A 23,157-nucleotide genomic window follows, 5' to 3' on the forward strand; every position below is an offset into this window, starting at 1 on the left:
TCAACCTATACGCCATTTTCTGGAACGCGTTCAGGTCGATCGCTTCTGCTGTCAGCGTTGCAGCCAGAACGCCAGTTCAGCGAGCATGGCCGAGTTATGGCACTCTACAGGGTGCGGCAGCGTTTGGCGTGCGCCTCGGGCGAGACGGAGCCGACCGAGAAGACGCCGTTGTTGTTCCGGCGTACCTTGACGTGCTGGTAGCGCAACCCGCGCAGCCGGGCCACCTGTTCGTCACTCAGCCGCTGCCGTACCTCCCGGGTCGGGCAGAGCGCGGCGGCGATCCGCATCGGCGCCGCACCCAACCGGACGAGCTGCACGTGGTTGACGCCGCCGACCTCGTACTCCAGAGCCAGGTCGAACGAGTACGCGCCGTCGGCGGTGTCGAAGAGCGCGCTCAGGTTGACCTTCCGGTCGGCGCCGACCTCGATCCGGCGCTTCTCGAAGAATCCCGGACCGTCCTGCCGGCCGTCCATCGGGCGGGCCCGGGGAGCGGCGGCGTCCAGGTTGAACCGGAAGGTGAGGGAGCTGCCACCCTCCGAGCGGAACAGCATCGCCAGGCCCAGTGGCATGCACTCCCGGACGATGTTGACCGGGCGCGCGTTGTAGATGGTCACCGGCTCCGGGCCGGTGTTGGTCACCGAGAAGTGCAACTCTCCACCGCCGACCATGAACGCGCCCCTGTCGACGAGGCCCTGCCAGCCGAGCTGCCTGGTCAGCAGCTCGGGATGTCGGCTCAGCGACTCGGCGGAGAAGGCGTAGTCGTTGGCCTGGCTCGGTGCGGTGAATCCGTAGAGCGAGATTCGGAGCGCGTCGCCGCCGTCGCCGGTGAGCGGCTCCCGTACCGGAACGGGGCACCCCTCGGCGCTGCTGGTCGGTGCCGCCGAGGGCGCGGCATCGGCCGGGGCCGGCGGCTCGTCGGGAGGTGTCGGATCGCCCTGGCAGGCGGTGACGAGCAGGACGACCCCGGCGAGCAGGGCACCGATGGTACGGAACAGCCGGCGCTCCGACGTCGTACGACTCAACGTCACAGTTCCTCCTCAGCCGTCATCGGGCCTCGCCACAGTCACCAGCCGGTTGCTCCAGTTGGTTGTGGATCGTGGGCGTCGGGCCCGGCGGCGCCGACGGGGCGGCGTCGAGCCGGGTCAGACCGTCGCCGTCCAGCCGCCAGTGCTGGCCCGTCTCGGTGAAGACCAGCGAGAGCCGGGTGTAGACCAGCGGATTCTCCGGGTCGTCGGCGAAGACCCGACCGTCCGGCGGCGCGAGTCGGAACGTCACGATCGTGCACGGTGCGACGGTGCCGAGGTCGTCGCCGACGAGCCCGGGCGTCCCGGTCAGCGGGCCGAGCACCCGGACCTGTTGCAGGGGGACCGGGGCCCGGTTCTGCACCGACACGTCGAGCCCGTCCGGCAGTACGCTGCTGTTCGTCTCTCCGGCCCGGGCCAGCAGCGTCACCCGGGAGCTGTAGACGCGCTGTTCCCGCAGCCTCGCGTAGTCGTTCAACTCGGCCTGCTGCTCGTTGAGCACCCGCTGCTGGCGCCAGGCGTCGGCGGAGACGACCAACGCCGCCGCCGAGATCAGCATCGCCACCCCGGCGACAACCGCGCCGATGGTGGCCGCCCGGGCCTGCGCCCGGGCCGCCGCCAGCATCTCCGGCGAGGGCTCCACACCGGTCGTCCGGTCGACGGCCGGAAGGTGCAGGCCCTGCGCGGTCCGTTCCCAGCGAACGCCGGGGAGCTGTCGAGGATGCGGCGGTGGATCAAACAATCGCCCTCCGGTCGCCACTCTCGGCTGACGAGCCGGATCCTATCCGTGATCGCGCCGCCCGGGCTATCGACCGATCGGGCGAGACGGACCGGCTCGCGCCGCGGTAGTCAGCCCCGTTCGTCGGGGCGCCGACGCTCCACCAGGCAGAAGATGTTGCCCTCTCCCAGGGGCACCGCGCCATCTCCGCGGCCCCACGCGGGTCTGCGGATCTCGGTCACTTTGTCGCCCTGCCACCTGGAAGGGGGCACTCCCATGGCAACGCCCGGCCCCGACCAGGCGCTGGGCCTGGTACACCGCCTCTCCCCCACCACCGTCGGTGAACGCGTCGGTATCCACCCATCGCTCGTAGCGACCATCCTCTCGCTACTGCCCGGGCCGTCGAGGCACATTCTTCGTCGATGCCGAGCCAGCGCTGCCGTCTACCGCCTCGGTCGGGCGGTCGACAGGTCACCTCCGCTGGTCGCTGTCTCAATGGCGTCGACGGTGGACTGCACGCTCTGCTGTGGGACCGTCTGCACGGCACGTGCCGCACGCGGAATGGTCAGCGCAACGAGGAAGGCGATCGCGGCGACGCCCGCCGAGGCGAGGAATGCCGTGACGTAGCCAGACTCCGTCGGCACCGTCGAGGACGGCGCAGCGGAGTTGGTCAGTACGACCGCGGCCAACTGCGCGCCGAGCGCGCCGCCGACCGTACGCAGAATGGTGTTGATGCCGGACGCGACTCCCGTCTGGTGGCTGTCGACGGCGCCGACAACAAGCGCGCCGAGAGAGGCGAACGCGAAGCCGTACGCGGCGCCGAGGATCGCGCCGGCAAGGTAGAACTGCCACCGATGGTCGTGTGCGACCCCGAGCAGGCCGAGCCCGGCGGCCGCCAGGACGGCACCGATCTGGAAGGTCGTGCGGCTGCCCGTGCGCTTGGACAGGCGGGCGCAGACCGGCGCGGCGAGGATCATGAGGAGCGCGGTGGGCGCCATGAGCAGCCCGGTATCGGCTGGGCTGTCGCCGAACCCGTAGCCGAGTCGGGACGGGGTCTGGGAGTACTGCGGAATAATGGTGACCGCGGCAAACATGCCGACGCTGATCACCACGGCGGCGATATTGGCGCCCAGCAAGGTTGGTTGACGCAGTAGTCGCATGTCGACGACAGGTGCCACCGCGTGGAACTCGACCGCGACGAAAGCAACCCCCAGGACGAGGCAGACCACGAAGGTCGCCACGACGGGAACGGAAGCCCAGCCCCACGAGCGTCCCTGGCTGATGCCAAGCAGCAGGCTGACCAATGTCGCGGCCAGCAGCACACCGCCGAGGACGTCGGGGCGTCCGCGGTCGACGACTGCCGACCGGTCCGCGGGCAGAAAGGCGGTACCTACGAGAGCGACGCCGGCCAGCACCACGCCGAGCCAGAACAACGAGGGCGTACCGATCGCGGCGACGATCGGGCCGGCAACGACCATGCCGAGGGCCCCGCCGACGCCGAACATGGCGCTTAGGGCCGCGACCAGGGCGTTCAGTGTGGCCGGCGGCGCGGACAGCCGAGCCAGACCGAACGCGACCGGGAAGACACCACCGGAGAGTCCCTGCAAGACCCGGCCGGCCAGGAGCCCAGCGAACCAGCCTGCGTGGTCGCTCACCGCGGCCAACACGCTTCCGAGCAGCAACGCCGACAGGCCCACACAGAGGACGCGACGGTGGCCGTACAGATCACCGAGGCGCCCCGCGATCGGGGTAGCGACCGCGACCGCAAGCATGAACGCGGTGAGCAACCACGTCGCCGTCGTGGCGCTCACGGCCAACTTCCGACTGAGGACGGGCAGGGCCGCGACCACGATGGTCTGGCAGACGGCGACGGCGAGGGATGCCAGCAGCAGGGTCGGGGTGGCCAGCCGACGGCCAGCCCGGTCCGGCGTACCGGTGATTTTCGTGGCCACAGTGTCTGTTCGGCCTTTCGCACGTCGGACGAGAAACGCGACGGCGGTGGTGAGCCCGAGGATTACCCACATCACGCGCCGCCTGTCGCGGGTTCATTGCCGTGCAGCCGATCGAGGGCCCAGGCTCGGGCCCTCGCGTGGTCGTCGACCGCGAGGGTCGGGCAGCCCCACATCTTGTCCGCGGCGCGGATCGCCTTGGCGTTGTGTTGCTGGGCCTCGGCGGAGACCACGAACGCCAGACCCACACATCGCGCACCGAGCCCACCCCGCAGCCGCTTGAGCATCCGGATCCGCTCGGCCACGCCGGGCAGCGTGCGATCACGCGCCGCGGACGGCATACGCACGATCGCGGCGAAGGGCTCGCCACGCTCGATCGCGGCCCCCAGCGCGTCCCCGATAAGCCCCTGCGCCTCCCGTACCGGCAGCGACGAGGCATCCACCTCTACCAGCGGCCATGTCTCGACCTGGTCAGCCATCCGCCCTCGCCTCACTTGTTAGGTGAGGCAACCCTAACATCATTTGTGACCGCCGGTCACTATGTGCGTGGCGAAGTAGGCTCACCAGGATGCGCGACACGCGAACCAAGCTCGGCCGGCCGGCGCGGCTCAGCCGCGAACGAATCGTGTCCGCCGCGCTCGGATCCGACCTGAGCACGCTGACCATGCGGGAACTCGCCACCCGGCTGGAGGTCTCGCACTCCGCGCTGTACCGGTGGGTCGCCGATCGCGACGAACTGTTCGACCTGATCAGCGAGGTCATGGTCGAACGCATCCTCCCCACGACCGCACCCACCGCCGACAATTGGCGAGGCTGGCTGGCCGACCTGGCCTGGGCGATGCACGACCAGTTCCTCGCAGTACCCGGCTACGCCGCACACGTGGCCCGACCACACCGGCACAATCCCGAATCCTTCGGCCGCCTACGTGACTGCGTCATCGACGCCTTCCTCGCCGCAGGCGCGACCCCGGCCATGGCCGAACAAAGCTGGTACGTCTTCGGCCTCAGCGTCGTGCAATGGCTCGGCAACCAACCGGCCCACCACGACCTCGGACCCAGCGAGCCGCGCTTCGACCTCTTCCTCGATGTACTTCTGCGCGGTCTCCCAGCCCACACGCCCGCCGAGCACCCGCACCGGCGAACCCGCCGCACAGCCGGACCACCCGGATGATGTGCGACCTCGAAACTGCTGTGACAGGGCGCGCCCGCCAAACGCATCGACCGCAGGACCCGCGCCGGGGCGCAACGGAGGGACAGGGTCACGCCTCCGTTGCCTCCGCCGTACCATCGGGTTCACCGTCGGCCCGGTCGGCACCCGTCTGGTTGACCGTGTCGGCGCCGACCCCGTCGGTGGCGGGGTGTGCCTCGCGGGCGGCGAGCACGGCCTGGACCGTCTCCCTGACGATGGCGGCGACCTGTACCGCCTGCTGGTCCACCGCCGCCTTGCGCCGCCGCCGACCACGGACGCGCCACAGCACCCACAGCACGGCGAGGACGGCCACCAGCAGCAGCACCAACTGGGACCACGGGATCGACCAGGTGGCGGCCGAGTCGTTCGCCAGTGGGGTCTCCGGGGCGAACACGTCACCGTCACGGGTAGGGACAGGGCGCAGCTCGACCCGGCCGGCCGTGCGGAACGTGGGCCAGACGTCCGGGACGTCGACCGAGAACGTCAGCGAGTTCGCCGGCAGCAGCTCCGGCATCCGTTCCAGCACGACCTCGCGTCCCGGGAAGCCGAGCCGCCCGGGCACGGCGACGAGCTGTTCGGCACCGAGACGGACGTTGCCGGTGTTGGTGACGGTGTAGGTGACGCGTGCGTCGCCGGGCCGCAGCGGATTGGTCGTACCCGAATAGCTGATCCTGACGTCCGAGATCGTCAACTCCGGGCGCAGCTCACCTCCGACCCGCACGTACATCCGAGTACCGAGGCGGCGGTCCACGACCACGGCCCGGCCCTTGTTGTCGGTGCCCGGGGAGCGGTACGAGGTGACGATGCCGCCGGTGTGGTCGCCGTTCTCGGCCCCGGCCGGCACCACCATCGTGAACGGGACGTCGACGAACTTCTTCGGCGGTACCTCGATGACGGCGGTGTCGAGCACGATCCACCTGCCCACGTCGGTGGGCTGCTCGCCGGCGGGTAGCAGGTCGAGGGCGCCGCTGGACGTGGTGCGCGCGTCGCTGGCGTAGACCGCCAACGTCAGCGGCTCCGCACCGAAGTTGCGTACCCGGATGCTGTCCTCGATCCGCTGGCCCGGGACGATGTCGTAGGAGAAGTTCGGCCGCTGCGGCTTGCTGTCGGTCGGTGTCGGCCGCACCGACCAGGTCAGTGTCGGATCGTCGGCCTGGGCCCTGGGCTGAACCGCGCCGGCGACCGCCGGTCCGGTCGGCGCGAGAGCGCCGGCAACGGCGAGCGCCACGGCGAGCAGGACCCGCCCGGCGCGCCAGCCGCGACGGTGCACCGTCCGCCGCTGGGCGCAACGTCGAGTCTCCTCCGGTGCGCCTGCGGGCACGCGGGTCCGCAGGACCGGGGCGGCGGTGGACCGACCGGTCGGCCGTCTGAAGGGTGACATACTCGGGTCTGTCCTGTCATGACTGGTGTTCAGTGAACCTTTTCAACCTGAACCGCGCGGCGCTCACACACCGCGTCCGACCTCGCGCTCCGACGGACCGCAAGGGGAGGTTGAAAAGGTTCAGTGGTGAGGGGCGGGCGGCCGGGACCCGGCTCCATCGGGTCCCGGCCGCGTCCATGCGCTACGAGAGCGCGGTGATGGTGAGGGTGGTGGTGTAGCTGCCGGACGCGGTCCCGACCGGTAGGCGCAGGTCGAGATCGGCACCGATGCTGGCGGTACCGCCCCCGTGGCCGCTGGGCGCGGCGGCCAGGGTCGACGACTCGGAGAGCCCGCCTCCGCCGCCATCGAGGCTGGACGTGACCGCCCCGCCGGCCACGGCGCCGGCGCCCGCCGTGAGCACCCGCGGGCTCCATCCGAGATAGCTGCCGGGGAGGCCACCGGTGAAGTCGGAAACCTGCCCGGAGACCGACCACTCGGGGCCGCTCTGCCGGGTGTCGGTGACCGAGATCGGGTCGATGGCACCGGTTGCCTGGAGGTAGGTGCCCTGGTCGGTGGTCTCGCCGAGGTTCACCGCCCGGTCACCGTCGATGCTCCACAGGAACTCGCCCGGCTCCGTGACCTCCGGCACCGTGACGCTGATGGCCTGCTCGCCGTCGGCCGGCCCCGGGTTCCCCACACCTCCCTCGTAGCTGACGGTCAGCGCACTCGGCGCCTTGTACGGGTCGGCCGTCCCACCACTGCTGTACCAGTACGACGTCAGCCCGGTCTCGTAGTGGAAGTCGACCCAGCTACTCGGCCAGGAGCCCCACCCCGCGTTGGTGCGGTTCTGCGGCGTGCCGCCGGAGCCGGCCGGCGGCTCGTACTCGACACCGGCGTAGTCCGGCGTGACGGTGAAACCGGTGCCGTTTCCGGCGTCCACGCCCGACAGCTTGGCGACCACCACACCCGGCACCGGGTCCAGCGGGACCTTGACGTTCGGATTCTCCATGGACGAGCCGTAGCCGAACAGGGTGGCCACCATCTGTCCGGTGCCGTCGGTGCCGACCGTCACGACCGGATTCTCGATCGTGAACGGCACCAGTCCGCCGTAGAAGTTGACCGAGAGCCGTCCGGTGAAGCTCAGCGCCACCTCACCGCTGTCCGAGTCCACCGTGCCGGTGCCGCCGCTCCACACCACCTCCTGGTTGGCGGCGTGGTTGGCGGCGCCGGCGCACTTGTTCGCCCAGGTCGGCGCCGCGCCGTCCTTCAGGACGGTCACGTCGCCCGCGCTGGTCTGGTAGCTGGCCTGGGTGCCGTCGGACGCTCCGGCGGACAGGTAGTTACAGCCGCCGAAGGGCGGTGCGGACTGCACCTCGGTGCTCAGTCCCCACCGCAGGGTGGCGTCGTCGATCGTCTGCGGAGCCGCCGACGCGGGCGCGGCGCCCACGGCGAGGGTGCCGGCGACGACCGCGCCGGCCACGGCGAGCGCGGCGAGTCGCCGACCCGGGCCAGGCGGGCGCGCCGGGTGGTCGAGGGTTGTCATGGACGGGTACCTCCTCATTGTGCTGGTGATACAGGTGGAGTGGAGTCGGTGGGGCCGGGAGAGCGCCGGCGACGCCGCTGCCAGAGCCCCCCGCCGGCGAGGAGGGCGACGACAAGGCCCGCGGCGATGACCAGAGCGGGCAGGCTCACCCCGCCGGTGCTGCGGACAGACCGGGTACTCACGGCCACGCCGCCCGGATCGCTGTTGCCGTCCGGGCCCGGGACGAGGTCGGTGGAGTCCGCCGGACCCGCCTGCGGGCCTCCGGTGGGCGTGCCGGTCGACCGGGCTGCCGCCGGACGGGAGGCATCGCCGGCGGACGGTGCGGCGCCGTTGCCAGCCGTCGGCGGTGGGGCCGCGGGCGCCGCGCCGCCGCCGGCCCGGAACGTGATCGGAGCGAACTTCTCGTTCGTGGCGCTGGCCACGCCGTGCGCGCCGATGGTGAAGACGCCGCACCGGACCTTCCGGCAGTCGTAGCTGCGGTTCTTGCCGTCGGGCGTGGTGGTCGTGAAGGTGGAGCCGAAGATTCGCAGGCTGGTCTTCCAGTTGCCGTCGCCGTCCATGTGGACGTCGGTCGCCTCGCCGGACGCCCCACCGGCGGTGAACGAGACCAGGCGCATGGCACCGCTGCCGTCGTCGCGGGTCCCGGCATCGCCCGCCTGGCCGGGATACACGTACGTGACGCCGACGGTGCCGTCGTTGTTCCTGGAGTTACGGATGCTCGGCCCGAATCGCTCGGCGTCGGCGACCCAGCCGAAGAAGACGTACACGCCGCCGAAGACGTCGACGCCGGGGGCGTGCGGCGGGACGAGGTAGTTCTTGCCGGTGACGGTGACGGTGCTGACCCGGTCGGCCGGCAGCGCACCGGGCGACACGGTCAGCGACGGACTCTTGGCCTGCGCGGCGGTGGCGGCGGCGGGAGCCATCGTCAGCGCCGCGGCGAGCGCGAGGACGGGTACGACACGGGCGGCGCGGGACATCATGGCTGCTCCCATCTCAGATGGTCGATGCTGCGGTGGTGTTCGTCGCCGCCGGAGCGGCCAGGTTCGCGGTACCCGGACCGTCGCGGCGGGGTACGACGAGCACGGCACCGGTACGGGGATGGCGCAGCACCTCGATCGGGTACTGGTAGACCTCGGTGAGCCGCTCGGCGGTCAGCACCTCGGCGGGTGGTCCGGTGGCGATCACCTGGCCGGCGGAGAGCACGGCCAGCGTGTCGGCGTACGCCGCGGCCAGCCCGAGGTCGTGTAGGACGAGCAGCACGGCGTCGCCTCGGCCGGCGCGGCCCCGGGCCATGGCGAGGATGCGCTCCTGGTGTCCGATGTCGAGCGAGGCGGTCGGCTCGTCGAGCAGGAGCGCGGCGGGTTCCTGGGCCAGGACCCGGGCGAGCGCCGCCCGGGAGCGTTCCCCGCCGGAGAGCGAGGTGTAGACCCGGTCGGCGAAGGCGGCGACGTCGGTCTCGGCGAGGGCGGCGGCGACGACCTCGTCGTCCCAGTCCTCGGCCGGTGTTCCCGCCCAGGGCGCCCGTCCCATCCGCACCACCTGGCCGACCGTGAACGGGAACGAGATGTCCACGCGTTGCAGCAGAACTCCGCGGCGCAACGCCAGCTCGGCGGCGGACCACGAATACAGCGGGGCGTCGCCGACGGTGACGGTGCCGCTGTCGGGCGGATGGTCTCCGGCCAGTACGCCCAGCAGGGTGGACTTGCCGGCGCCGTTGGGCCCGACCACCGCCAGCACCTCCCCGGCCCGGACGGCGAGGTCGACCCCACGCAGCACCGGCGCGCCGCCCAGCGACAACGACACGTCCCGGGCCTCGATCACGACGGCACCCTCGGGTGACTGTTCCGGCACCCGGGCCCGACGCCGCCACAGTCCGTCGAGGACGGTCATGCCCAACCTCCGGCACGGGAACGGGCGCGCATCAGCAGCCAGAAGAAGAACGGGCCACCGACCAGCGCGGTGAGCATCCCGATGGGCAGGTCGGCATAGTCGACCGCGGTACGCGCCACCAGGTCGGCCAGGGTGAGCACCAGTGCCCCGCCCACCGCACTGCCCGGCAGCAGCGAACGGTGGGACGGGCCGATCGCCATCCGGATCAGGTGCGGCACCACGAGCCCGACGAAGGCGATGATCCCCGCGAACGCCACGCCCGCGGCCACCATCAGGGTGGTGAGCACGATCGCGGTCAGTCGGAGGCGTTCGACGTGGACGCCGAGGTGCCGTGCGGCCCGCTCGCCCAGCGCGAGCAGGTCCAGGCGGCCGGCGAGCGTCCACGTCGCGATCAACCCGGCGATCACCAGCGGGGCCACCGCCTGCACCTGGCTCCAGCGGCTGCCGTTGAGGCTGCCGAGCTGCCAGAACACGATCTGCTCGCGGGCGGCGGTGTCGCCCAGGAACACCAGGTAGGCGATCAGCGCGCTGGCCACCGCGTTGACGGCGATGCCCATCAGCACCAGGGTGACCACTTCGGTCCGGCCACCGCGTCGGGCCAGTCCGTAGACGATGATCGTGGTGACGAGGGCCGTGACGAACGCGGCGGCGGGGATGGTCATCGGTCCGAGGAATGCCCAACCGAAGACGATCACCGCGCAGGCGCCGACACCGGCACCGGCGGAGACGCCGATCACCCCCGGCTCGGCCAGCGGGTTGCCGAAGATGCCCTGCATCACCGCACCGGCCACACCCAGCCCCGCCCCGACCAGCAGCCCCATCATCAGGCGCGGGAACCGGATGTTCCAGAGCGCGGCCTCGCCGTTGGGATGGGTCGGCAGGTCACCGAGTGCGAGTCCCAGCCGGTGCAGCACCGAGCCGACCACCTCGCCGGGCGGCACGTGCAGCTGGCCCGCTCCGGCGGAGACCAGCAACGTGCTGCCGAGTGCGACCAGCAGCGCCACTGTCACGACCGTCGCCCGCCCGGTACGCACCGGGCTGAGCGCGAGTTCGTCGGCCGTCGGCGCGCCGCGTCCGGGCGGCCGTTCGATCGACCGGGGTGTCGGCACCGCGCTCACGGACGGGCCGCCGTGCGGTAGATGGCCTCGGCCAGTGCTTCGAGGGTCGCGGGGAACTGCGGCCCGAAGCTGAGGACCTGGTAGTCGCTCATGTCGACCACGCACGAGCGGGCGCCGGCGGGAGTGTCCGCGATGCCCGGCAGTTGCCGCAGCCCGTTGATGCCACCGACCGACTCCAGGCCCTTCGTCATCATCAGATAGAGGTCGGGACTGGCCTTCACCAATCCCTCGGCGTTGAGCGGCCGCATCCCCTTCAGGCCGGCCTCGCTGGCCACGTCGATCCCGCCGAGGTCCTGGATCAGACCGTCCGCGCCCGAGCCCTCGCCGAACCAGTAGTAGACCCCCGCGTTCCCGCGCAGGTAGAGGAAGACCATCCGCAGCCGACGTGCCGGATCCGCCGGCGCGAGCGCGGCGACCCGCGCCTGGGCCGCCTCGGTGTCGGCGCGCACCCGCGCGGCGAGCTGCTCGCCCGCCTGCGGCACCCCGAGCGCTTGGGCGACCGCCTGGATCTGCGGGCCGATCAGGTCACGGGAGCGCCGGTCGCTCATGATGATCACCGGTATCCCGGAGTCCCGCAGCTGGAGCTGCACCTCCAGCGGGCCGATGCTGTAGTCGGTCAGTACCACCGACGGCCGCAGGTCCAGGATGGCCTCGCCGTTGAGTTCGTGGCCGTTGTGGGTCACCAGGGGCAGATGCATCAGTTCGGGGATGCCGGTCGACACGTCGCGCCCGACCAGCCGGTCCCCCAGCCCGAGGGCGTACACGGTCGTGGCGAGCGTGCCGTACGTGTCGAGCGCCAGGATCCGACTGGCATCGGTGACCGTCACCGACTGCCCCGTGATGTCCGGGTAGACGACCGGCAGTTGCGGCTCGGGATCGGTCGCGATCGGCTCGATGCCGGGTTGCGACCGCGCCGTCGCCGGGCGCTTGCACTCCAACCTTCCGTCGCCGGCCGTCGACCGATCCGAGCTGGCCGGTGCACCGAGGGCCGAGCACGCCGCGAGCAGCGTCAGCGAAAGCACTCCGCCGCAAACGCGTGCCGCCGCCCGACGGGCTCGCTTCGCCAGCATCTCCGCGCCACCCACGTGACCACCACCTGTGATAGGAACCCGCGCTACGCCATTGGCGCCGGGAGCGACGCGACAAGCGGCGGAAGTTAGGTAAGGCTTACCTTGCTCGGTATCCTCGCCGGCTTCCCAGGGCGCGTCAAGAAGGTGGCCGGTAGCTCACAATCCGGCGTCCGATCTGCGTGGATGGGACCCGAGATCAACCACCCGGATCGGAGCCGAAGCCCACCGCCGCATCACGATGCGCGGACACCGGCGGACGAGCGGCCGGCGGCGGATCCTCCTTTCCGCCGGTTCCGCTGGCACTTACATAGCTTAGGCTTACCTAACATGAGGTACGACGTGGGACTTGCAATGAAGCTGCGGGAACTGACCCGGGCCGATCACGCGGCGGCGCAGAGTACGGGATACTTCGACGCGTTGCTGGCCGGTCGCCTCGACCCCGCCGGGTACGCGGCCCTCGCCGAACAGCTCTACTTCGTGTACGAAGCCCTGGAGGAGGCCGCCGAGCGGATGCGCGACGATCCGCTCGCCGGCCCGTTCGTCTCCGACGAACTGCACCGGCTGCCGTCTCTGGCGGCCGATCTGGCACACCTCCTCGGCCCCGACTGGAAGGACAGGATCAGCCCGAACGGGACCACTACCGAGTACCGGGAACGCCTCCGCGAGGTGGCCTTCACCTGGCCGGCAGGATTCGTCGCGCACCACTACACCCGGTACCTGGGCGACCTGTCGGGCGGTCAGATCATGCGCCGGGTACTGCGCCGCGCGTACGGCCTCGGCGAGGCCGGCACCAGCTTCTACGCGTTCCCCGATCTGGAACCCCGGGCGTTCAAGCAGCACTACCGACAGTTGCTGGACGAGGCGCCCTGGGACGCCGTCGAGCAGAACCGGTTCCTGGACGAGGTCTCCCGCGCGTACCGGCTGAACACGGCAATGGTGGATGAGCTGGGTCGCAGCGTACTGCCGCAGCGACCGGAAGCCGCGTGACCCCGTCACCCCCGATGCCGTCGCCGCGATCACCGGCAGATGAAGAGCGACCACACCGGCCCCTGGGACCAGGGGCGCGGCCGGTACGACCCGGTGCCCGCGATCGCGCTGACGAGCCGGCGTGACCTCAGTATGAACGAGCGTGTTCGATTGCTTGACACGTCCTGATGTGATCGCTAACACTTGTCCGCAACACGAACTTAACGAACAGAACACCTGGCGCCTGTGTCAGCTTGGCGCGCCCGAGCTGCCCGCACAGCACTATCCCACCGCGCGCTGTGAAGTACGACCTCTCGGTCTGGTACAAGTCGACCACCACCGCCAACGCGATCACGCTGTCCCGAACCGAAGGTGGATGTTAGCGCTCACATAGATGGCGGTTGCGGGCGTGATGCAGAACCGCTCAAGGGAGGGGGCTCGTACCGGGATCCTGCAACGTCGCCCACTGCCGACATCGTGTCTGTGTCATGGACTGCGGCAACGCCAACGTTTGGCGGCCGGGTCGTTGGATGTCAACCGCTGTTCGACGACTGTGCCAAGGGGCCACGCGCCGACATCCGACAGGCCTGCGCACGGCACACGCTCACCGAGGTCAGGCAGTGCTGTTCGGTCGGCACGACGCCTCGAACGGGGACAGCGAGGCGGCGATCACTTCGATATGGCGTACGAGAACCGCTGGCAGTTTCAGGCTCGCCGGTCCGGGTTCGACCGTAAGGAGACAACATGAGGTTCTGGAAAGAACGGACCGCGACACGCGCCCGCCGGCTCGTTGCGGTGGTCGGCGTCGTCGCGTTCGTCCTCGGCGGCCTCGCGCTGCCGCGGCCCGCCTCGGCGGCTACCACGCTGATCTATACGACGTTCAAGGGTGACGGGGCGGCGGACCAGGAGTTGTGGGTCTATCAGTCCACCAACGGGGGCACGAGCTACAGCGTCCTCTACGACACGAACTTCCGGGGCCCGACAGGGGTGCTCCGCGATCCGAGCATCATCAAGCGCGGTAGTACCTACTACGTCGCGTACACGTGGCAGTCCTGGACGACGAACTCGACCTACTTCGCCGTCGCGCGCAGCACCGACCTGCGGAACTGGACGAACATCGCGACCGTCCCGTCGGGCATCTCCAGCACCCGCAACGTCTGGGCGCCGGAGTTCTACGTCGAGGGCAGCACCGTCCGGGTCATCGTGAGTGTCCGGCAGACGACGAACTCCAGCGGTTTCCGGCCGTACGTCTACACCGCCCAGAACACGGACCTCACCTCGTGGAGTGGCCCGCAGCAGATGAGCGGTCTCGGCTACAACTACATCGACACCTACGTCGTGAAGTCCGGCAGCACCTACCACGCCTTCACGAAGAACGAGACCACGAAGTACATCGAGCGATGGACGAGCAACAGCCTGACCAGCGGCTGGGCCCGCCAGGGAACACTGTGGAGTTCCGGCTACGAAGGTCCGTCCCTCGTGCGGCTGGACAACGGCCAGTACCGGATCTACATCGACAAGTACACCAACGGTGGTATCTGGACAGCGACGAGTTCGAACCTCACCTCGTGGACCGGTCTGAGTTCGGTGGGCTGCTCCGGCTGCCGCCACGGCACGGCAATCCCGAAGTGACCTGACGAGTCGCAGTCGTCAGTCGGCCGCAACATCCGGGACTGGCTTGCGACCCCGGGCGCGCCATGAGCACGTCCACCGGCGACCTTGCCCCCACGGGGAGAACCTTTCAATGGAAGGAGAACATGCCGTGACCGACACCTCGCCTCACATCTCCGGGAGGCCGTCGCTGGGCCGTTCATCTGCCCAGCGGGCCGCCACGGCAGCACCGCTCGGTGCAGGGACCGGCGCGTCGCCCGCGCCGGTCGTCACGTTTCGGCGTGTAGTCGCGTACCTCGCCGCGGCTTTGGTTGCGGTGACGGCGGGGCTGGTGGCCGGGGCGGGTACGCCGGCGCAGGCGGCGAATCCCCTCGTGCAGCGGTTTGCCGCAGACCCGTCGATCCTGGTGGCCAACGGCCGCATGTACATCTACGCCACGGACGACCAGTCCAACAGCGGCACGTACTGGGACTCCAACGCGTGGCGGCTGTTCTCGTCCACCAACCTGACCAGCTGGACCGATCATGGCGCGCCGTTGTCGGTCAGTACGTTCAGGTGGGCTACCCAGTACGCCTGGGCGCCGTCGGCGGTACTGCGCAACGGCACCTACTACTTCTACGGGCCGGTGGACCGGACGAAGATCGGTGTGGCCCGGAGCAGCTCGCCGACCGGCGGGTTCAGCGACGCGCGCGGCAACCCCCTGATCGAGCGGGGTCGGGACGCCAACACCGGCGACGAGCCGATCGACCCGATGGCGTTCGTGGACGACAACGGTCAGGCGTACCTGTACTTCGGCGGCGCCCGCGCCCCGAGGGTGGTCCGGCTGAACTCGGACATGATTTCGACGTCCGGGTCGATCCAGACGATCTCGATCACTGGCGGCGGCGGTCAGTTCGCCGAGGCCGGGCACATGCACAAGCGGAACGGGACGTACTACTACTCGTACTCCACCGGGTGGCCGGGGCAGATCGCCTACGCCACGTCCAGCAACCCGCTCGGCCCGTTCACCTACCGCGGCGTCATCCTCGACTCCGTCAACATCAACACCAACCACCACTCGATCGCGCAGTACAACGGTCGGTGGTACATCGCCTACCAGCGCAACCTCCGCTCCGGCGGCGGCAACTACAAGCGGTCCCTGGCCATGGAGTATCTGAACTACAACTCCGACGGCACCATCCAACGCGTCGCGCAGACCAGCACCGGCGTCGGCGGCAGCACTCCCACCACGCCGGTCAACCGGTTGCAGTCGTACAACCTCACCGACCGGTACGTGCGGCACGTCGACCACGACGTACGGATCGACGCCAGCGTGAGCCCGGCGCAGGACGCGCAGTGGCGGCTGGTGCCAGGGCTGTCGAACGCGGCCAACGGCTATGTGTCGTTCGAGTCGGTGAACTTCCCGGGCTACTACCTACGGCACGCTGACTACGACTTCTCGTTGGCGCAGAACGACGGCAGTTCCACGTTCAATGCGGATGCGACCTTCCGTCGAGTGGCTGGGCTGGCCGACTCGGCGGCGGTGTCGTTCCAGTCGGTCAACTTCACCGACCGGTACATCCGGCATTCCAACTACGTGCTCCGGCTGGATCCGGTCAGCACCGCCACCGACCGGGCCGACGCCACCTTCCGAATCACCAGTTAGCTCGGTCGTCCGTCCAGACCGACCCCGCAGCCCGACCGGGCCCGTCACTCGGCCGGCCACCACCGCCACGTCAGAAGGTGAGGCGACGGGGGCCAACGCACCACGTGGCGACGTCCGCCCACCGCATGCGTCGCTTCGCTATGTCGAAACACGTGCGTTCGACCGTCGAAAGGACCCGCATCATGCGCATGCGCGCACGATCCATGGTCACCGCGTTGGTCACCGCTGTCGCTCTCAGCGTGACCATGGTGGCCGTATCCACCCCGAGCAGCGCCGCTGTCGGCGCGTCGTTCCAGAACCCCATCGTCGGTACGCCCAACAGTGCCGACCCGTGGCTCGGCTACTACAACGGCAACTACTACTACACGGCAACTACCTGGACAGGGAACATCTACATCCGTAGGTCGTCGACTCTTGGCGGACTGCGGACCGCGCCGGAGACCCGGGTGTTCACGATGTCGCAGCCGAACGCGACATCGAACATGTGGGCGCCCAGTATGCACCTGCTCAACGGCCCGAACGGGCAGCGCTGGTACCTGTACTACTCGGCCGGTCCGAGCTCGTGCTGCAGCGGGCAGCGTCAGCATGTGCTGGAGAGCGCGGGAACCGATCCGATGGGTCCCTACACCTATCGCGGCCCGCTCACCCTGATGCCGAACAACGGCTGGTCGATCGACGGCAGCGTCATGACGGTCAGCGGCGTGAACTACTTCGTGTTCTCCGCGTTCAACAACAACTCCGGATTCGAGAACGGCGGCCTGCAGAGCCTGTACATCACGCGCCTGACCAACCCCTGGACGCCCGCGGCGTTGGGGACGCTGATCTCCGAGCCCACACACTCGTGGGAGCGCCAGGGTAACCCGGTCAACGAAGGCCCCTACGTGCTGCAACGCGGCGGCCGCACGTTCCTCACCTACTCGGCCAGCTACTGCGGCACACCCGACTACAAGATCGGGGCGCTTGAGCTGACCGGCTCCAACCCGCTGAGCCGCAGTTCGTGGACCAAGCTCGCCAACCCGCTCTTCCAGCGCAACGACGCCAACGGCGTGTACGGTCCCGCCCACCACTCCTTCTTCAAGTCGCCCGACGGCACGGAGGACTGGATCGTCTACCACGCCAACTCCTCGTCCTCCCAGGGATGCGGCACCACCCGCACCAGCCGCGCACAACGAATCTCCTGGAACCCGGACGGCACACCCAACCTCGGCCTTCCCGTCTCCACCTCAACGGTCCTGGCCGGACCGTCCGGCGAGCTGAACAACGCGGGCGCGGTGCCCGTCCAGCGGCTGCAGTCATTCAACTTCCAGGACCGCTACGTGCGGCACCAGAACTACGCCGTCCGGATCGACCCGAACGTCAACCCAGCACTGGACGGGCAGTTCCGGGTGGTCCCCGGACTGGCGAACAACGGATCCGGGTACGTGTCGTTCGAGTCGCTGAACTTCCCCGGCTACTACCTACGGCACAACAACTACGTACTGAGACTGGAACCGAACAACGGCTCGACAACGTTCAGGGACGACGCCACCTTCCGTCAGGTAGCCGGACTGGCGAACTCGTCCTGGTCGTCGTTCCAGTCCTACAACTTCCCCGACCGCTACGTCAGGCACAGCAACTACGAGCTCCGAATCGACCCGATCAGCAACGACGCGGGCCGCGCCGACGCCACGTTCCGCCGCACATCCTGATAGACCGACATCACGTTGCGGCGCGGTTCGCCGTAACGTGGCCGTGAAGACGGCCACCGCATGATCATCAATGAACCTTTTTCCACCTCCCCCTGCGGTCCGACGAGCCGCAAGGCCGGACGCGGTGTGTAACGGCCGCGCGGTCCAGGTTGAGAAAGGTTCAATGGTTGACGACGACCGAAGATCGTGCGGTGGCCGCAGGCCACGGGGCCGCAACGACCGACGCGGTCCGCAGCGTCGACGCGGCGCGCGACGTAACCCTCGCACCGGCCCAAACCCACCCCCGACGGCTGCTGTCGGTCAACGAATGACGTGCTGGCCGGCACCGTCGTCGTCAGCCTGGTTCGCGCACGCCGTCCAAGCGGTCACGGCCAGCCGCAGGCCCGGCACATGGGGGCGGCGTCCAGCGTCGGCTGGGAGGTCGCGTAGAAGTGGTCGGTGGTGTCGCCCGGTAGCAGGAGCCACACGGCGGGCGAGGTCATATGCCCCGGTCGCCCGCGCAGAGGTCGCCGAAGTCGATCACGCCGCAGAGTGTGCCGTCGGCGGTGAGGACGTTGGCCCGGGTGCAGGTCGGCGTGCAGCCGTTAGCGCCGCCGGTCAGCGCGGCGCTCCGGCAAGCAGGCGCCGCGCCTCGCCCGCGCCGATGTCGGTACGCGCGCCGCAGAGCGGGTTGGTGCAGTAGAGCACGTGCTTCGTCCGGACCCGGAACAGCGGTACGAAGAAGAGGCTGAACCGGGTGATATCACGCACCAGCAGCATGCTGCCGGACTGCCCGCAGACCCGGCAGGCCATCGGAACCAGCCCCAGCCGCTCCGACTTGGTGCGCAGACCGAAGATCAGAAACATGTGGTACCCCTGTTCGCCTGGATCGCGTCCGGTGTGGGTGCGCGGACTCTCCCATGGTGATACCCCGATGACAGCCGGCTCAGCCCCGGACGGTGATCCGGGTGGCCCGGGTCCTGGCCACCCGGATCGCCCTGGGGGCCGTACGGGGTGCTGTGCACGAGGGCCTCGCGACCCTCGGCCGAGGCGAGGCGCCGCGCACCACACACCGGTCGCCGAGGTGGGCAGCCGAAGGCGAAGAAGGTGATGGAGAGCACCAGCGCCGCGGCGGTGACAATCCGTCCCGTCTTGGCGAGTCCGGTGACGATCGAGGCGTGGTTGTCGCCGGTGCGGTCGTACTCCTCCTTCATCCGGGCGAGCAGGAATACTTCGTAGTCCATCGACAGGCCGAAGGCAACCGCGAACATCAGCAGCGGCATCGCGGTGTCGGTCAGACCCGTCGCGGTGAATCCCAGGGGGCCGGAGAGGTTTCCGTCCTGGAAGATCCAGACCATGAGGCCCTCCACGGCGGCGAGTTCCGTGGCGAGAGCCAGGCCGGCGGCCGCCGCGTCCGGGGCGTCGACGTCACCACCGTCCGCCGTGACGACGAGCAGGATGTTGGGCGTGCCGGCGCCGAACTCGTCTTCGAGGAGTTTGCTCGCCCGCGCGGAATCCAAACTCGGATCGTCGAAGCCATCCGTCGACAGGCTGCCGAAGACCCCGCCGCCGAGGACGACGGTCAGCGCGAGCACGACCAGCGAACCGAACAGGGTCAGCCGGGCGCGTCGGACGACCAGCCTTCCGAGCGCAGTGAACATGACGGCCTCCTCAAAGGCCCGGTCGGTCCGGACGCCTGCCGATGAAGTCTGGAGCCGGACACACCCCGGTGCCCTCGGAGCGGGGTGCCGTTGCCGTCCCTCCCTGGCCGGGACAACGGCGGTCGGCTCCTCCCCCGGCAGGAGGTGCCCAGGCACCGTGGTCGGAATCGACGGCACCGGTACTGACCTATATTCCTGGCATGCCCGCACCGCTACGTGACCGCGACGAGTTCGTGATCGGGGCGGCCGAAGACCGGCGACGCATCGCCCGGGACCTGCACGACCTGGTGGGGCACAGCTTCAGCGTCGTCCTGCTGCACCCGTCCGGGGCACGGATGATCCTCACCTCCTCGCCCACCGAGGCTGCGGAGGCCCTGCGGCAGGCAGAGGTCGTGGGCCGCAAGGGCATGGATGAACTGCGCCAGGCACTGATGCTCATGCACCAGGGCTCCCACTCGCTCACCCCGTTCGATCCCGGCGAACTCGAACACCTGCTCGGCACGTACCGCGACGCCGGGATGCGCATCGAGATCGACGTCGCCGGTGACATGGCGGGCGTGTCGGCGGCACCCCGCATCGTCCTGCACGACGTGCTCCGCGAGGCCCTCACCAACGTTGCCAAACACGCCCGTTGTCCGCAGGCCACGATCCAGATAGGCATCGACCGCGACCAGGTCGACGTACGGGTCGAGAGCGCACTCGGTCCGACCTCCCCGCGCTCCGACAGCGGCATGGGACTGGCCGGACTCGACCACCGGGTCGCCGCCATCGACGGAACCTTCCAGGCCCGGCCCGACCGGGAACACTGGGTGCTCCGGGCACGGCTGCCCCGCCGCCTCGCCGGGGCCTCGGCGTGATCCGCGTACTCCTGGTCGACGACCAGCCGATGGTCCGCGCCGGCCTCGGCCTGATCCTGCGCACCCAGCCCGACATCCAGGTCGTCGGAGAATGCGACGACGGCACCGACGTCGTCCACACCCTCTCCCAGTGCTCCCCCGACCTCGTCTGCATGGACGTGCGCATGCCCGGCGTGGACGGCGTCGAGGCAACCCGCCGACTACGGGCCGCCGCCGGACCACCCGTCTGCATCCTCACCACCTTCGGCGACGAAGAGGTGCTCTGGTCCGCCGTCGACGCCGGCGCGGCAGGATTCGAACTGAAGTCCGCCACCCCCGAGAACCTCATCGAGGCAGTCCGCACGGTCGCCTCCGGCGGCACCTGGATCGACGGCACCCTCCTCGGCCCCATCCTCGACTCCTACCGACAGTCGGCGCGGCCGACGACCCACTACGAAACCCGGCTCGACGCGCTCACCGAACGCGAACTCGACGTCCTCCGCCTGATGGCCCGCGGCGCCTCCAACCGGGAAATCGCCGAACGACTATTCCTCGCGGAAACCACGGTCAAGACCCACGTCGGCTCCCTCTTCAACAAACTCGGCGCCCGCGACCGCGCCGCAGCCATCGTCTTCGCCTACGACGCAGGACTCGTCCGCCCACGCGGATGAGCGAGCCTCGCACGTGGGGGCGCCGCGAAAATCCGCGCTGGCGATGCATCGAAGCTTCTCGGCCGATCGACCAGTACCGCGCCCGCCGCCTGCCCGGCCGCCGCCCGGCCGATCCGGGCGTCGAAGTAGGGGGCGTCGCCGACGACGACGCAGTCCTCGACCGGTACGCCCGGCCGGGCCGCCGGGCGCCGGAAGATCTCCGGCTCCGGCTTGGCCACCCGCTAGACGGCCGAGTCCAGCACCGCGTCGAGGAGGCCGGCCAGGCCCGGCGTGGCGACGACCTGCGCCGCCCGGCCGCTGGAAGCCGATGGTGAGCGGCTCGCCGGTGAAGGTGGCGTCCACCGCCACCGGCAGGCGCGAGCTGTGCAGTTCACGTCCAGGTGTGACCCCCCACGGTTGGTGGTGCAGTGGTGGCACCCGTACGGGTGTGGTCGGTACCCGGCTTAAGCCGAACGGGTACTCGACCTCTCAGGCTGCGCCCCGAGCAACGTGCGGGCCCGGCCGCGGGGTACGCGGGGCCGGGTGACCGAGACTGACGACATTCATGGGTACCGATATTGCGAGGCCGCGGCGGCAGCTCTAACATCGGGACAATACCGCATTGACGTTCGTGAACGGCTGGTATGTCGTCGAAACGCTTCGACGAACGTCGTGCGGTGCAGACCTCCACGATTGGACGGACATGCGAAGACGGAACCTCGCGCTCTCCCTGGTCGCTACGGCTGCCATCACGATGGCAGCCGGCATCCCCACCGCGCTCCCGGCCGGCGCGGCCACCGGTGCCGGAGGCGGCCCGATCGCGCCGCCGACCAACAGCATCCCGGCGGACGCGGTGTGGGTCGCCTCCGGCCAGTGGGACAACTGGACCAGCGGCAGCTACACGCTCTACAACAACCTGTGGGGCAGCGGCGCCGGCTCGCAGACGATCTGGGCACGCAGCTACCAGAACTGGGGCGTGGAGGCCAACCATCCGCGCACCAGCGGCGTCAAGACGTACCCGAACGTGAGCCGGACCCTCAACCGCACGCTGAGCTCACTGAGCTCGGTAACCAGCTCGTTCAACACCACCGTCCCCGCGGACGGTGACTTCGCGGCGACATACGACATCTGGGCCAACAACCACGCGTACGAGGTCATGATCTGGACCAACTTCCAAGGCGCGGTGGGTCCGATCGCGGAGTCCTACGACGCCAACGGCGCGGTGCCCAACTACCGGAACCAGAACATCGGCGGCCACACCTGGAACGTCTACCGTGGCTCGAACGGCGCCAACGCGGTGTTCTCGTTCCTGCGCACCGGCGACACCAACTCCGGCAACATCAACCTGCTGGCGATCATGAACTGGCTGCGCACCACCGGCTGGTGGGCCGACGTGACCGTCGGCGAACTCCAATACGGCTTCGAGATCTCCGGCACTGCCGGCCGCTCCGACTTCGTTGTCAACAACTACACGCTCGACGTCCGCTAGTACCTTGACCAGGAGCCTTGAGATGTTGGGGCCAGACTGCCCGGGTGGCGGGTTGGCCCCAGCGTCGTGGTCGTCCGCCGCCCCGACGTCCGGGCCGCCCAGCGACGCGGACGTCGGGGCGGTGGACGAGCGGCCCGGTCCTGCACTACCCCGTCATCAATAACGAAGCAGAAGCGTGTCACCGACCCCAGCCGTCGCCCGACGAGCGCGTCGAGGGCCGGCCGTGCCACCTAGGGGCGTCGTCGAGGCCGTCGGTCACTGCGGCCAGATCTGGCAGAACCAGAACTGGTGCGGGAGGCACCGTCTTCGCCGGCGCCGATTTTCCGTGGACCCGTTCGAGCTGCTCAATCCGAGTCTTCGGTGGCGCCGCCTCGTTCATGACGCTCAACGACACCCGCCGTCCTTCTACCGGATCCGTGACAACGAGCTGCTGATGTTCGGGACGAGCTACCGCAAGCACAACAACGAGTACGGGTGACCCGCGCCGGGTCGACGTCCGGCGACCTCCAAGGCCCCCTGGTCCCAGGAGGACGTCGTCATCACCGAGCACACGGGGTACCCGATGCTCTGCCACACGTTCGCCGACCAGGAGCACCGGAGCTGCGTGGGCATGATGGCCCTGCGCAACAACCTGAACGGATCCAACAACCGCACCGAACCTCACGAGATGAGGGAGACCGGGCGCGACCCGCGACGTACCCCGGCAGCGGACCGACCTCGTCGTCGCCGAGGTCGTCGACTGGTCCGGGGCGCCCGTCGGCCGGCGCGAGCGC

23 protein-coding genes and 1 pseudogene are annotated in these 23,157 nt (G+C 69.6%); 10 read left to right on the plus strand and 14 right to left on the minus strand.

The window, feature by feature from the left end:
* Positions 1-104: 104 nt before the first annotated feature.
* The 4 genes from ACQEVC_RS35335 to ACQEVC_RS35350 form a co-directional block, all read right to left on the minus strand.
* On the minus strand, positions 105-1,028 hold the full coding sequence (locus tag ACQEVC_RS35335) for a hypothetical protein (RefSeq protein ID WP_432886665.1): 924 nt from the start codon (positions 1,026-1,028) through the stop codon (positions 105-107).
* Positions 1,029-1,044: 16 nt separating this feature from the next.
* Positions 1,045-1,764: a hypothetical protein gene (locus tag ACQEVC_RS35340; RefSeq protein WP_432886668.1), complete on the minus strand. Its 720-nt coding sequence runs from the start codon at positions 1,762-1,764 to the stop codon at positions 1,045-1,047.
* 419 nt (positions 1,765-2,183) lie between these two features.
* Positions 2,184-3,764 (minus strand): MFS transporter, encoded by a 1,581-nt coding sequence (locus tag ACQEVC_RS35345; protein ID WP_432886671.1) that lies wholly within the window; start codon positions 3,762-3,764, stop codon positions 2,184-2,186.
* Positions 3,764-4,168: a hypothetical protein gene (locus tag ACQEVC_RS35350; RefSeq protein WP_432886674.1), complete on the minus strand. Its 405-nt coding sequence runs from the start codon at positions 4,166-4,168 to the stop codon at positions 3,764-3,766. The genes ACQEVC_RS35345 and ACQEVC_RS35350 overlap by 1 nt, the downstream gene beginning before the upstream one ends.
* Before the next feature lie 89 nt (positions 4,169-4,257).
* On the opposite strand from ACQEVC_RS35350, the gene ACQEVC_RS35355 reads away from it, so the two are divergent.
* Complete coding sequence (locus tag ACQEVC_RS35355) at positions 4,258-4,860, plus strand: TetR/AcrR family transcriptional regulator (RefSeq protein ID WP_432886677.1); 603 nt, start codon at positions 4,258-4,260, stop codon at positions 4,858-4,860.
* Positions 4,861-4,948: 88 nt separating this feature from the next.
* On the opposite strand, the gene ACQEVC_RS35360 is transcribed toward ACQEVC_RS35355, so the two are convergent.
* The 6 genes from ACQEVC_RS35360 to ACQEVC_RS35385 all read right to left on the minus strand — a co-directional run bounded on the left by ACQEVC_RS35360 (position 4,949) and on the right by ACQEVC_RS35385 (position 11,727).
* A complete protein-coding gene (locus tag ACQEVC_RS35360) occupies positions 4,949-6,148 on the minus strand; it encodes a WxL protein peptidoglycan domain-containing protein (protein WP_432886680.1) in 1,200 nt (399 codons plus the stop codon).
* Positions 6,149-6,440: 292 nt separating this feature from the next.
* Positions 6,441-7,781, minus strand: a complete 1,341-nt coding sequence (locus tag ACQEVC_RS35365) for a hypothetical protein (RefSeq protein ID WP_432886683.1) — start codon at positions 7,779-7,781, stop codon at positions 6,441-6,443.
* A gap of 14 nt (positions 7,782-7,795) precedes the next feature.
* A complete protein-coding gene (locus ACQEVC_RS35370; protein WP_432886686.1) occupies positions 7,796-8,761 on the minus strand; it encodes an LPXTG cell wall anchor domain-containing protein in 966 nt (321 codons plus the stop codon).
* Positions 8,762-8,774: 13 nt separating this feature from the next.
* On the minus strand, positions 8,775-9,671 hold the full coding sequence (locus ACQEVC_RS35375) for a heme ABC transporter ATP-binding protein (RefSeq protein ID WP_432886689.1): 897 nt from the start codon (positions 9,669-9,671) through the stop codon (positions 8,775-8,777).
* Positions 9,668-10,789 carry a FecCD family ABC transporter permease gene (locus tag ACQEVC_RS35380; RefSeq protein ID WP_432886692.1) on the minus strand — a complete coding sequence of 374 codons (1,122 nt, stop codon included), beginning with the start codon at positions 10,787-10,789 and terminating at the stop codon, positions 9,668-9,670. Before ACQEVC_RS35380 ends, ACQEVC_RS35375 begins: the two co-directional genes overlap by 4 nt.
* On the minus strand, positions 10,786-11,727 hold the full coding sequence (locus tag ACQEVC_RS35385) for a heme/hemin ABC transporter substrate-binding protein (RefSeq protein WP_432886695.1): 942 nt from the start codon (positions 11,725-11,727) through the stop codon (positions 10,786-10,788). The genes ACQEVC_RS35380 and ACQEVC_RS35385 overlap by 4 nt, the downstream gene beginning before the upstream one ends.
* A gap of 459 nt (positions 11,728-12,186) precedes the next feature.
* On the opposite strand from ACQEVC_RS35385, the gene ACQEVC_RS35390 reads away from it, so the two are divergent.
* From ACQEVC_RS35390 to ACQEVC_RS35410, 5 genes are all read left to right on the plus strand, one after another.
* Positions 12,187-12,846 (plus strand): heme oxygenase (biliverdin-producing), encoded by a 660-nt coding sequence (locus ACQEVC_RS35390; protein ID WP_432886698.1) that lies wholly within the window; start codon positions 12,187-12,189, stop codon positions 12,844-12,846.
* A gap of 723 nt (positions 12,847-13,569) precedes the next feature.
* Positions 13,570-14,457 carry a glycoside hydrolase family 43 protein gene (locus ACQEVC_RS35395; protein ID WP_432886701.1) on the plus strand — a complete coding sequence of 296 codons (888 nt, stop codon included), beginning with the start codon at positions 13,570-13,572 and terminating at the stop codon, positions 14,455-14,457.
* A 295-nt stretch (positions 14,458-14,752) separates the two neighbouring features.
* Complete coding sequence (locus tag ACQEVC_RS35400) at positions 14,753-16,081, plus strand: AbfB domain-containing protein (RefSeq protein WP_432886704.1); 1,329 nt, start codon at positions 14,753-14,755, stop codon at positions 16,079-16,081.
* A gap of 188 nt (positions 16,082-16,269) precedes the next feature.
* Positions 16,270-17,769: a family 43 glycosylhydrolase gene (locus ACQEVC_RS35405; protein WP_432886707.1), complete on the plus strand. Its 1,500-nt coding sequence runs from the start codon at positions 16,270-16,272 to the stop codon at positions 17,767-17,769.
* Positions 17,770-17,936: 167 nt separating this feature from the next.
* A complete protein-coding gene (locus ACQEVC_RS35410) occupies positions 17,937-18,080 on the plus strand; it encodes a hypothetical protein (RefSeq protein WP_432886710.1) in 144 nt (47 codons plus the stop codon).
* A gap of 60 nt (positions 18,081-18,140) precedes the next feature.
* Here the strand turns inward: ACQEVC_RS35410 and ACQEVC_RS35415 are convergent.
* The 3 genes and pseudogenes from ACQEVC_RS35415 to ACQEVC_RS35425 all read right to left on the minus strand — a co-directional run.
* Positions 18,141-18,350, minus strand: a pseudogene (locus tag ACQEVC_RS35415) (phosphotransferase); the annotation flags it as partial.
* Between the two features lie 16 nt (positions 18,351-18,366).
* Positions 18,367-18,615 carry a zinc-ribbon domain-containing protein gene (locus tag ACQEVC_RS35420; protein ID WP_432886713.1) on the minus strand — a complete coding sequence of 83 codons (249 nt, stop codon included), beginning with the start codon at positions 18,613-18,615 and terminating at the stop codon, positions 18,367-18,369.
* Positions 18,606-19,409: an MMPL family transporter gene (locus ACQEVC_RS35425; RefSeq protein ID WP_432886716.1), complete on the minus strand. Its 804-nt coding sequence runs from the start codon at positions 19,407-19,409 to the stop codon at positions 18,606-18,608. The genes ACQEVC_RS35420 and ACQEVC_RS35425 overlap by 10 nt, the downstream gene beginning before the upstream one ends.
* A gap of 200 nt (positions 19,410-19,609) precedes the next feature.
* On the opposite strand from ACQEVC_RS35425, the gene ACQEVC_RS35430 reads away from it, so the two are divergent.
* Positions 19,610-20,266 (plus strand): sensor histidine kinase, encoded by a 657-nt coding sequence (locus ACQEVC_RS35430; protein WP_432886719.1) that lies wholly within the window; start codon positions 19,610-19,612, stop codon positions 20,264-20,266.
* Complete coding sequence (locus ACQEVC_RS35435) at positions 20,263-20,916, plus strand: response regulator transcription factor (protein WP_432886722.1); 654 nt, start codon at positions 20,263-20,265, stop codon at positions 20,914-20,916. The genes ACQEVC_RS35430 and ACQEVC_RS35435 overlap by 4 nt, the downstream gene beginning before the upstream one ends.
* On the opposite strand, the gene ACQEVC_RS35440 is transcribed toward ACQEVC_RS35435, so the two are convergent.
* Complete coding sequence (locus tag ACQEVC_RS35440; RefSeq protein WP_432886725.1) at positions 20,883-21,134, minus strand: HAD hydrolase-like protein; 252 nt, start codon at positions 21,132-21,134, stop codon at positions 20,883-20,885. The two genes, ACQEVC_RS35435 and ACQEVC_RS35440, sit on opposite strands and share 34 nt — an antisense overlap.
* Before the next feature lie 464 nt (positions 21,135-21,598).
* Here ACQEVC_RS35440 and ACQEVC_RS35445 point away from each other — a divergent pair, with 464 nt between their 5' ends.
* A complete protein-coding gene (locus tag ACQEVC_RS35445; protein ID WP_432886728.1) occupies positions 21,599-22,384 on the plus strand; it encodes a GH12 family glycosyl hydrolase domain-containing protein in 786 nt (261 codons plus the stop codon).
* A 325-nt stretch (positions 22,385-22,709) separates the two neighbouring features.
* Positions 22,710-22,862, plus strand: coding sequence for a hypothetical protein (locus ACQEVC_RS35450; protein WP_432886731.1), 153 nt, complete (start codon positions 22,710-22,712; stop codon positions 22,860-22,862).
* Positions 22,863-23,157 lie beyond the last annotated feature (295 nt).

This window comes from Plantactinospora sp. CA-294935, from assembly GCF_050936445.1.
Lineage (GTDB): Bacteria > Actinomycetota > Actinomycetes > Mycobacteriales > Micromonosporaceae > Plantactinospora.

Excerpts from the sequence above, each read along its gene's own strand:
- ACQEVC_RS35430 (WP_432886719.1), top strand. The coding sequence starts at position 19,610 with ATGCCCGCACCGCTACGTGACCGCGACGAGTTCGTGATCGGGGCGGCC.
- ACQEVC_RS35395 (WP_432886701.1), top strand. The coding sequence starts at position 13,570 with ATGAGGTTCTGGAAAGAACGGACCGCGACACGCGCCCGCCGGCTCGTT.
- ACQEVC_RS35350 (WP_432886674.1), bottom strand. The coding sequence starts at position 4,168 with ATGGCTGACCAGGTCGAGACATGGCCGCTGGTAGAGGTGGATGCCTCG.
- ACQEVC_RS35365 (WP_432886683.1), bottom strand. The coding sequence starts at position 7,781 with ATGACAACCCTCGACCACCCGGCGCGCCCGCCTGGCCCGGGTCGGCGA.
- ACQEVC_RS35355 (WP_432886677.1), top strand. The coding sequence starts at position 4,258 with ATGCGCGACACGCGAACCAAGCTCGGCCGGCCGGCGCGGCTCAGCCGC.
- ACQEVC_RS35345 (WP_432886671.1), bottom strand. The coding sequence starts at position 3,764 with ATGTGGGTAATCCTCGGGCTCACCACCGCCGTCGCGTTTCTCGTCCGA.
- ACQEVC_RS35375 (WP_432886689.1), bottom strand. The coding sequence starts at position 9,671 with ATGACCGTCCTCGACGGACTGTGGCGGCGTCGGGCCCGGGTGCCGGAA.
- ACQEVC_RS35405 (WP_432886707.1), top strand. The coding sequence starts at position 16,270 with ATGCGCGCACGATCCATGGTCACCGCGTTGGTCACCGCTGTCGCTCTC.
- ACQEVC_RS35420 (WP_432886713.1), bottom strand. The coding sequence starts at position 18,615 with ATGTTTCTGATCTTCGGTCTGCGCACCAAGTCGGAGCGGCTGGGGCTG.
- ACQEVC_RS35445 (WP_432886728.1), top strand. The coding sequence starts at position 21,599 with ATGCGAAGACGGAACCTCGCGCTCTCCCTGGTCGCTACGGCTGCCATC.
- ACQEVC_RS35425 (WP_432886716.1), bottom strand. The coding sequence starts at position 19,409 with ATGTTCACTGCGCTCGGAAGGCTGGTCGTCCGACGCGCCCGGCTGACC.
- ACQEVC_RS35370 (WP_432886686.1), bottom strand. The coding sequence starts at position 8,761 with ATGATGTCCCGCGCCGCCCGTGTCGTACCCGTCCTCGCGCTCGCCGCG.
- ACQEVC_RS35390 (WP_432886698.1), top strand. The coding sequence starts at position 12,187 with ATGAGGTACGACGTGGGACTTGCAATGAAGCTGCGGGAACTGACCCGG.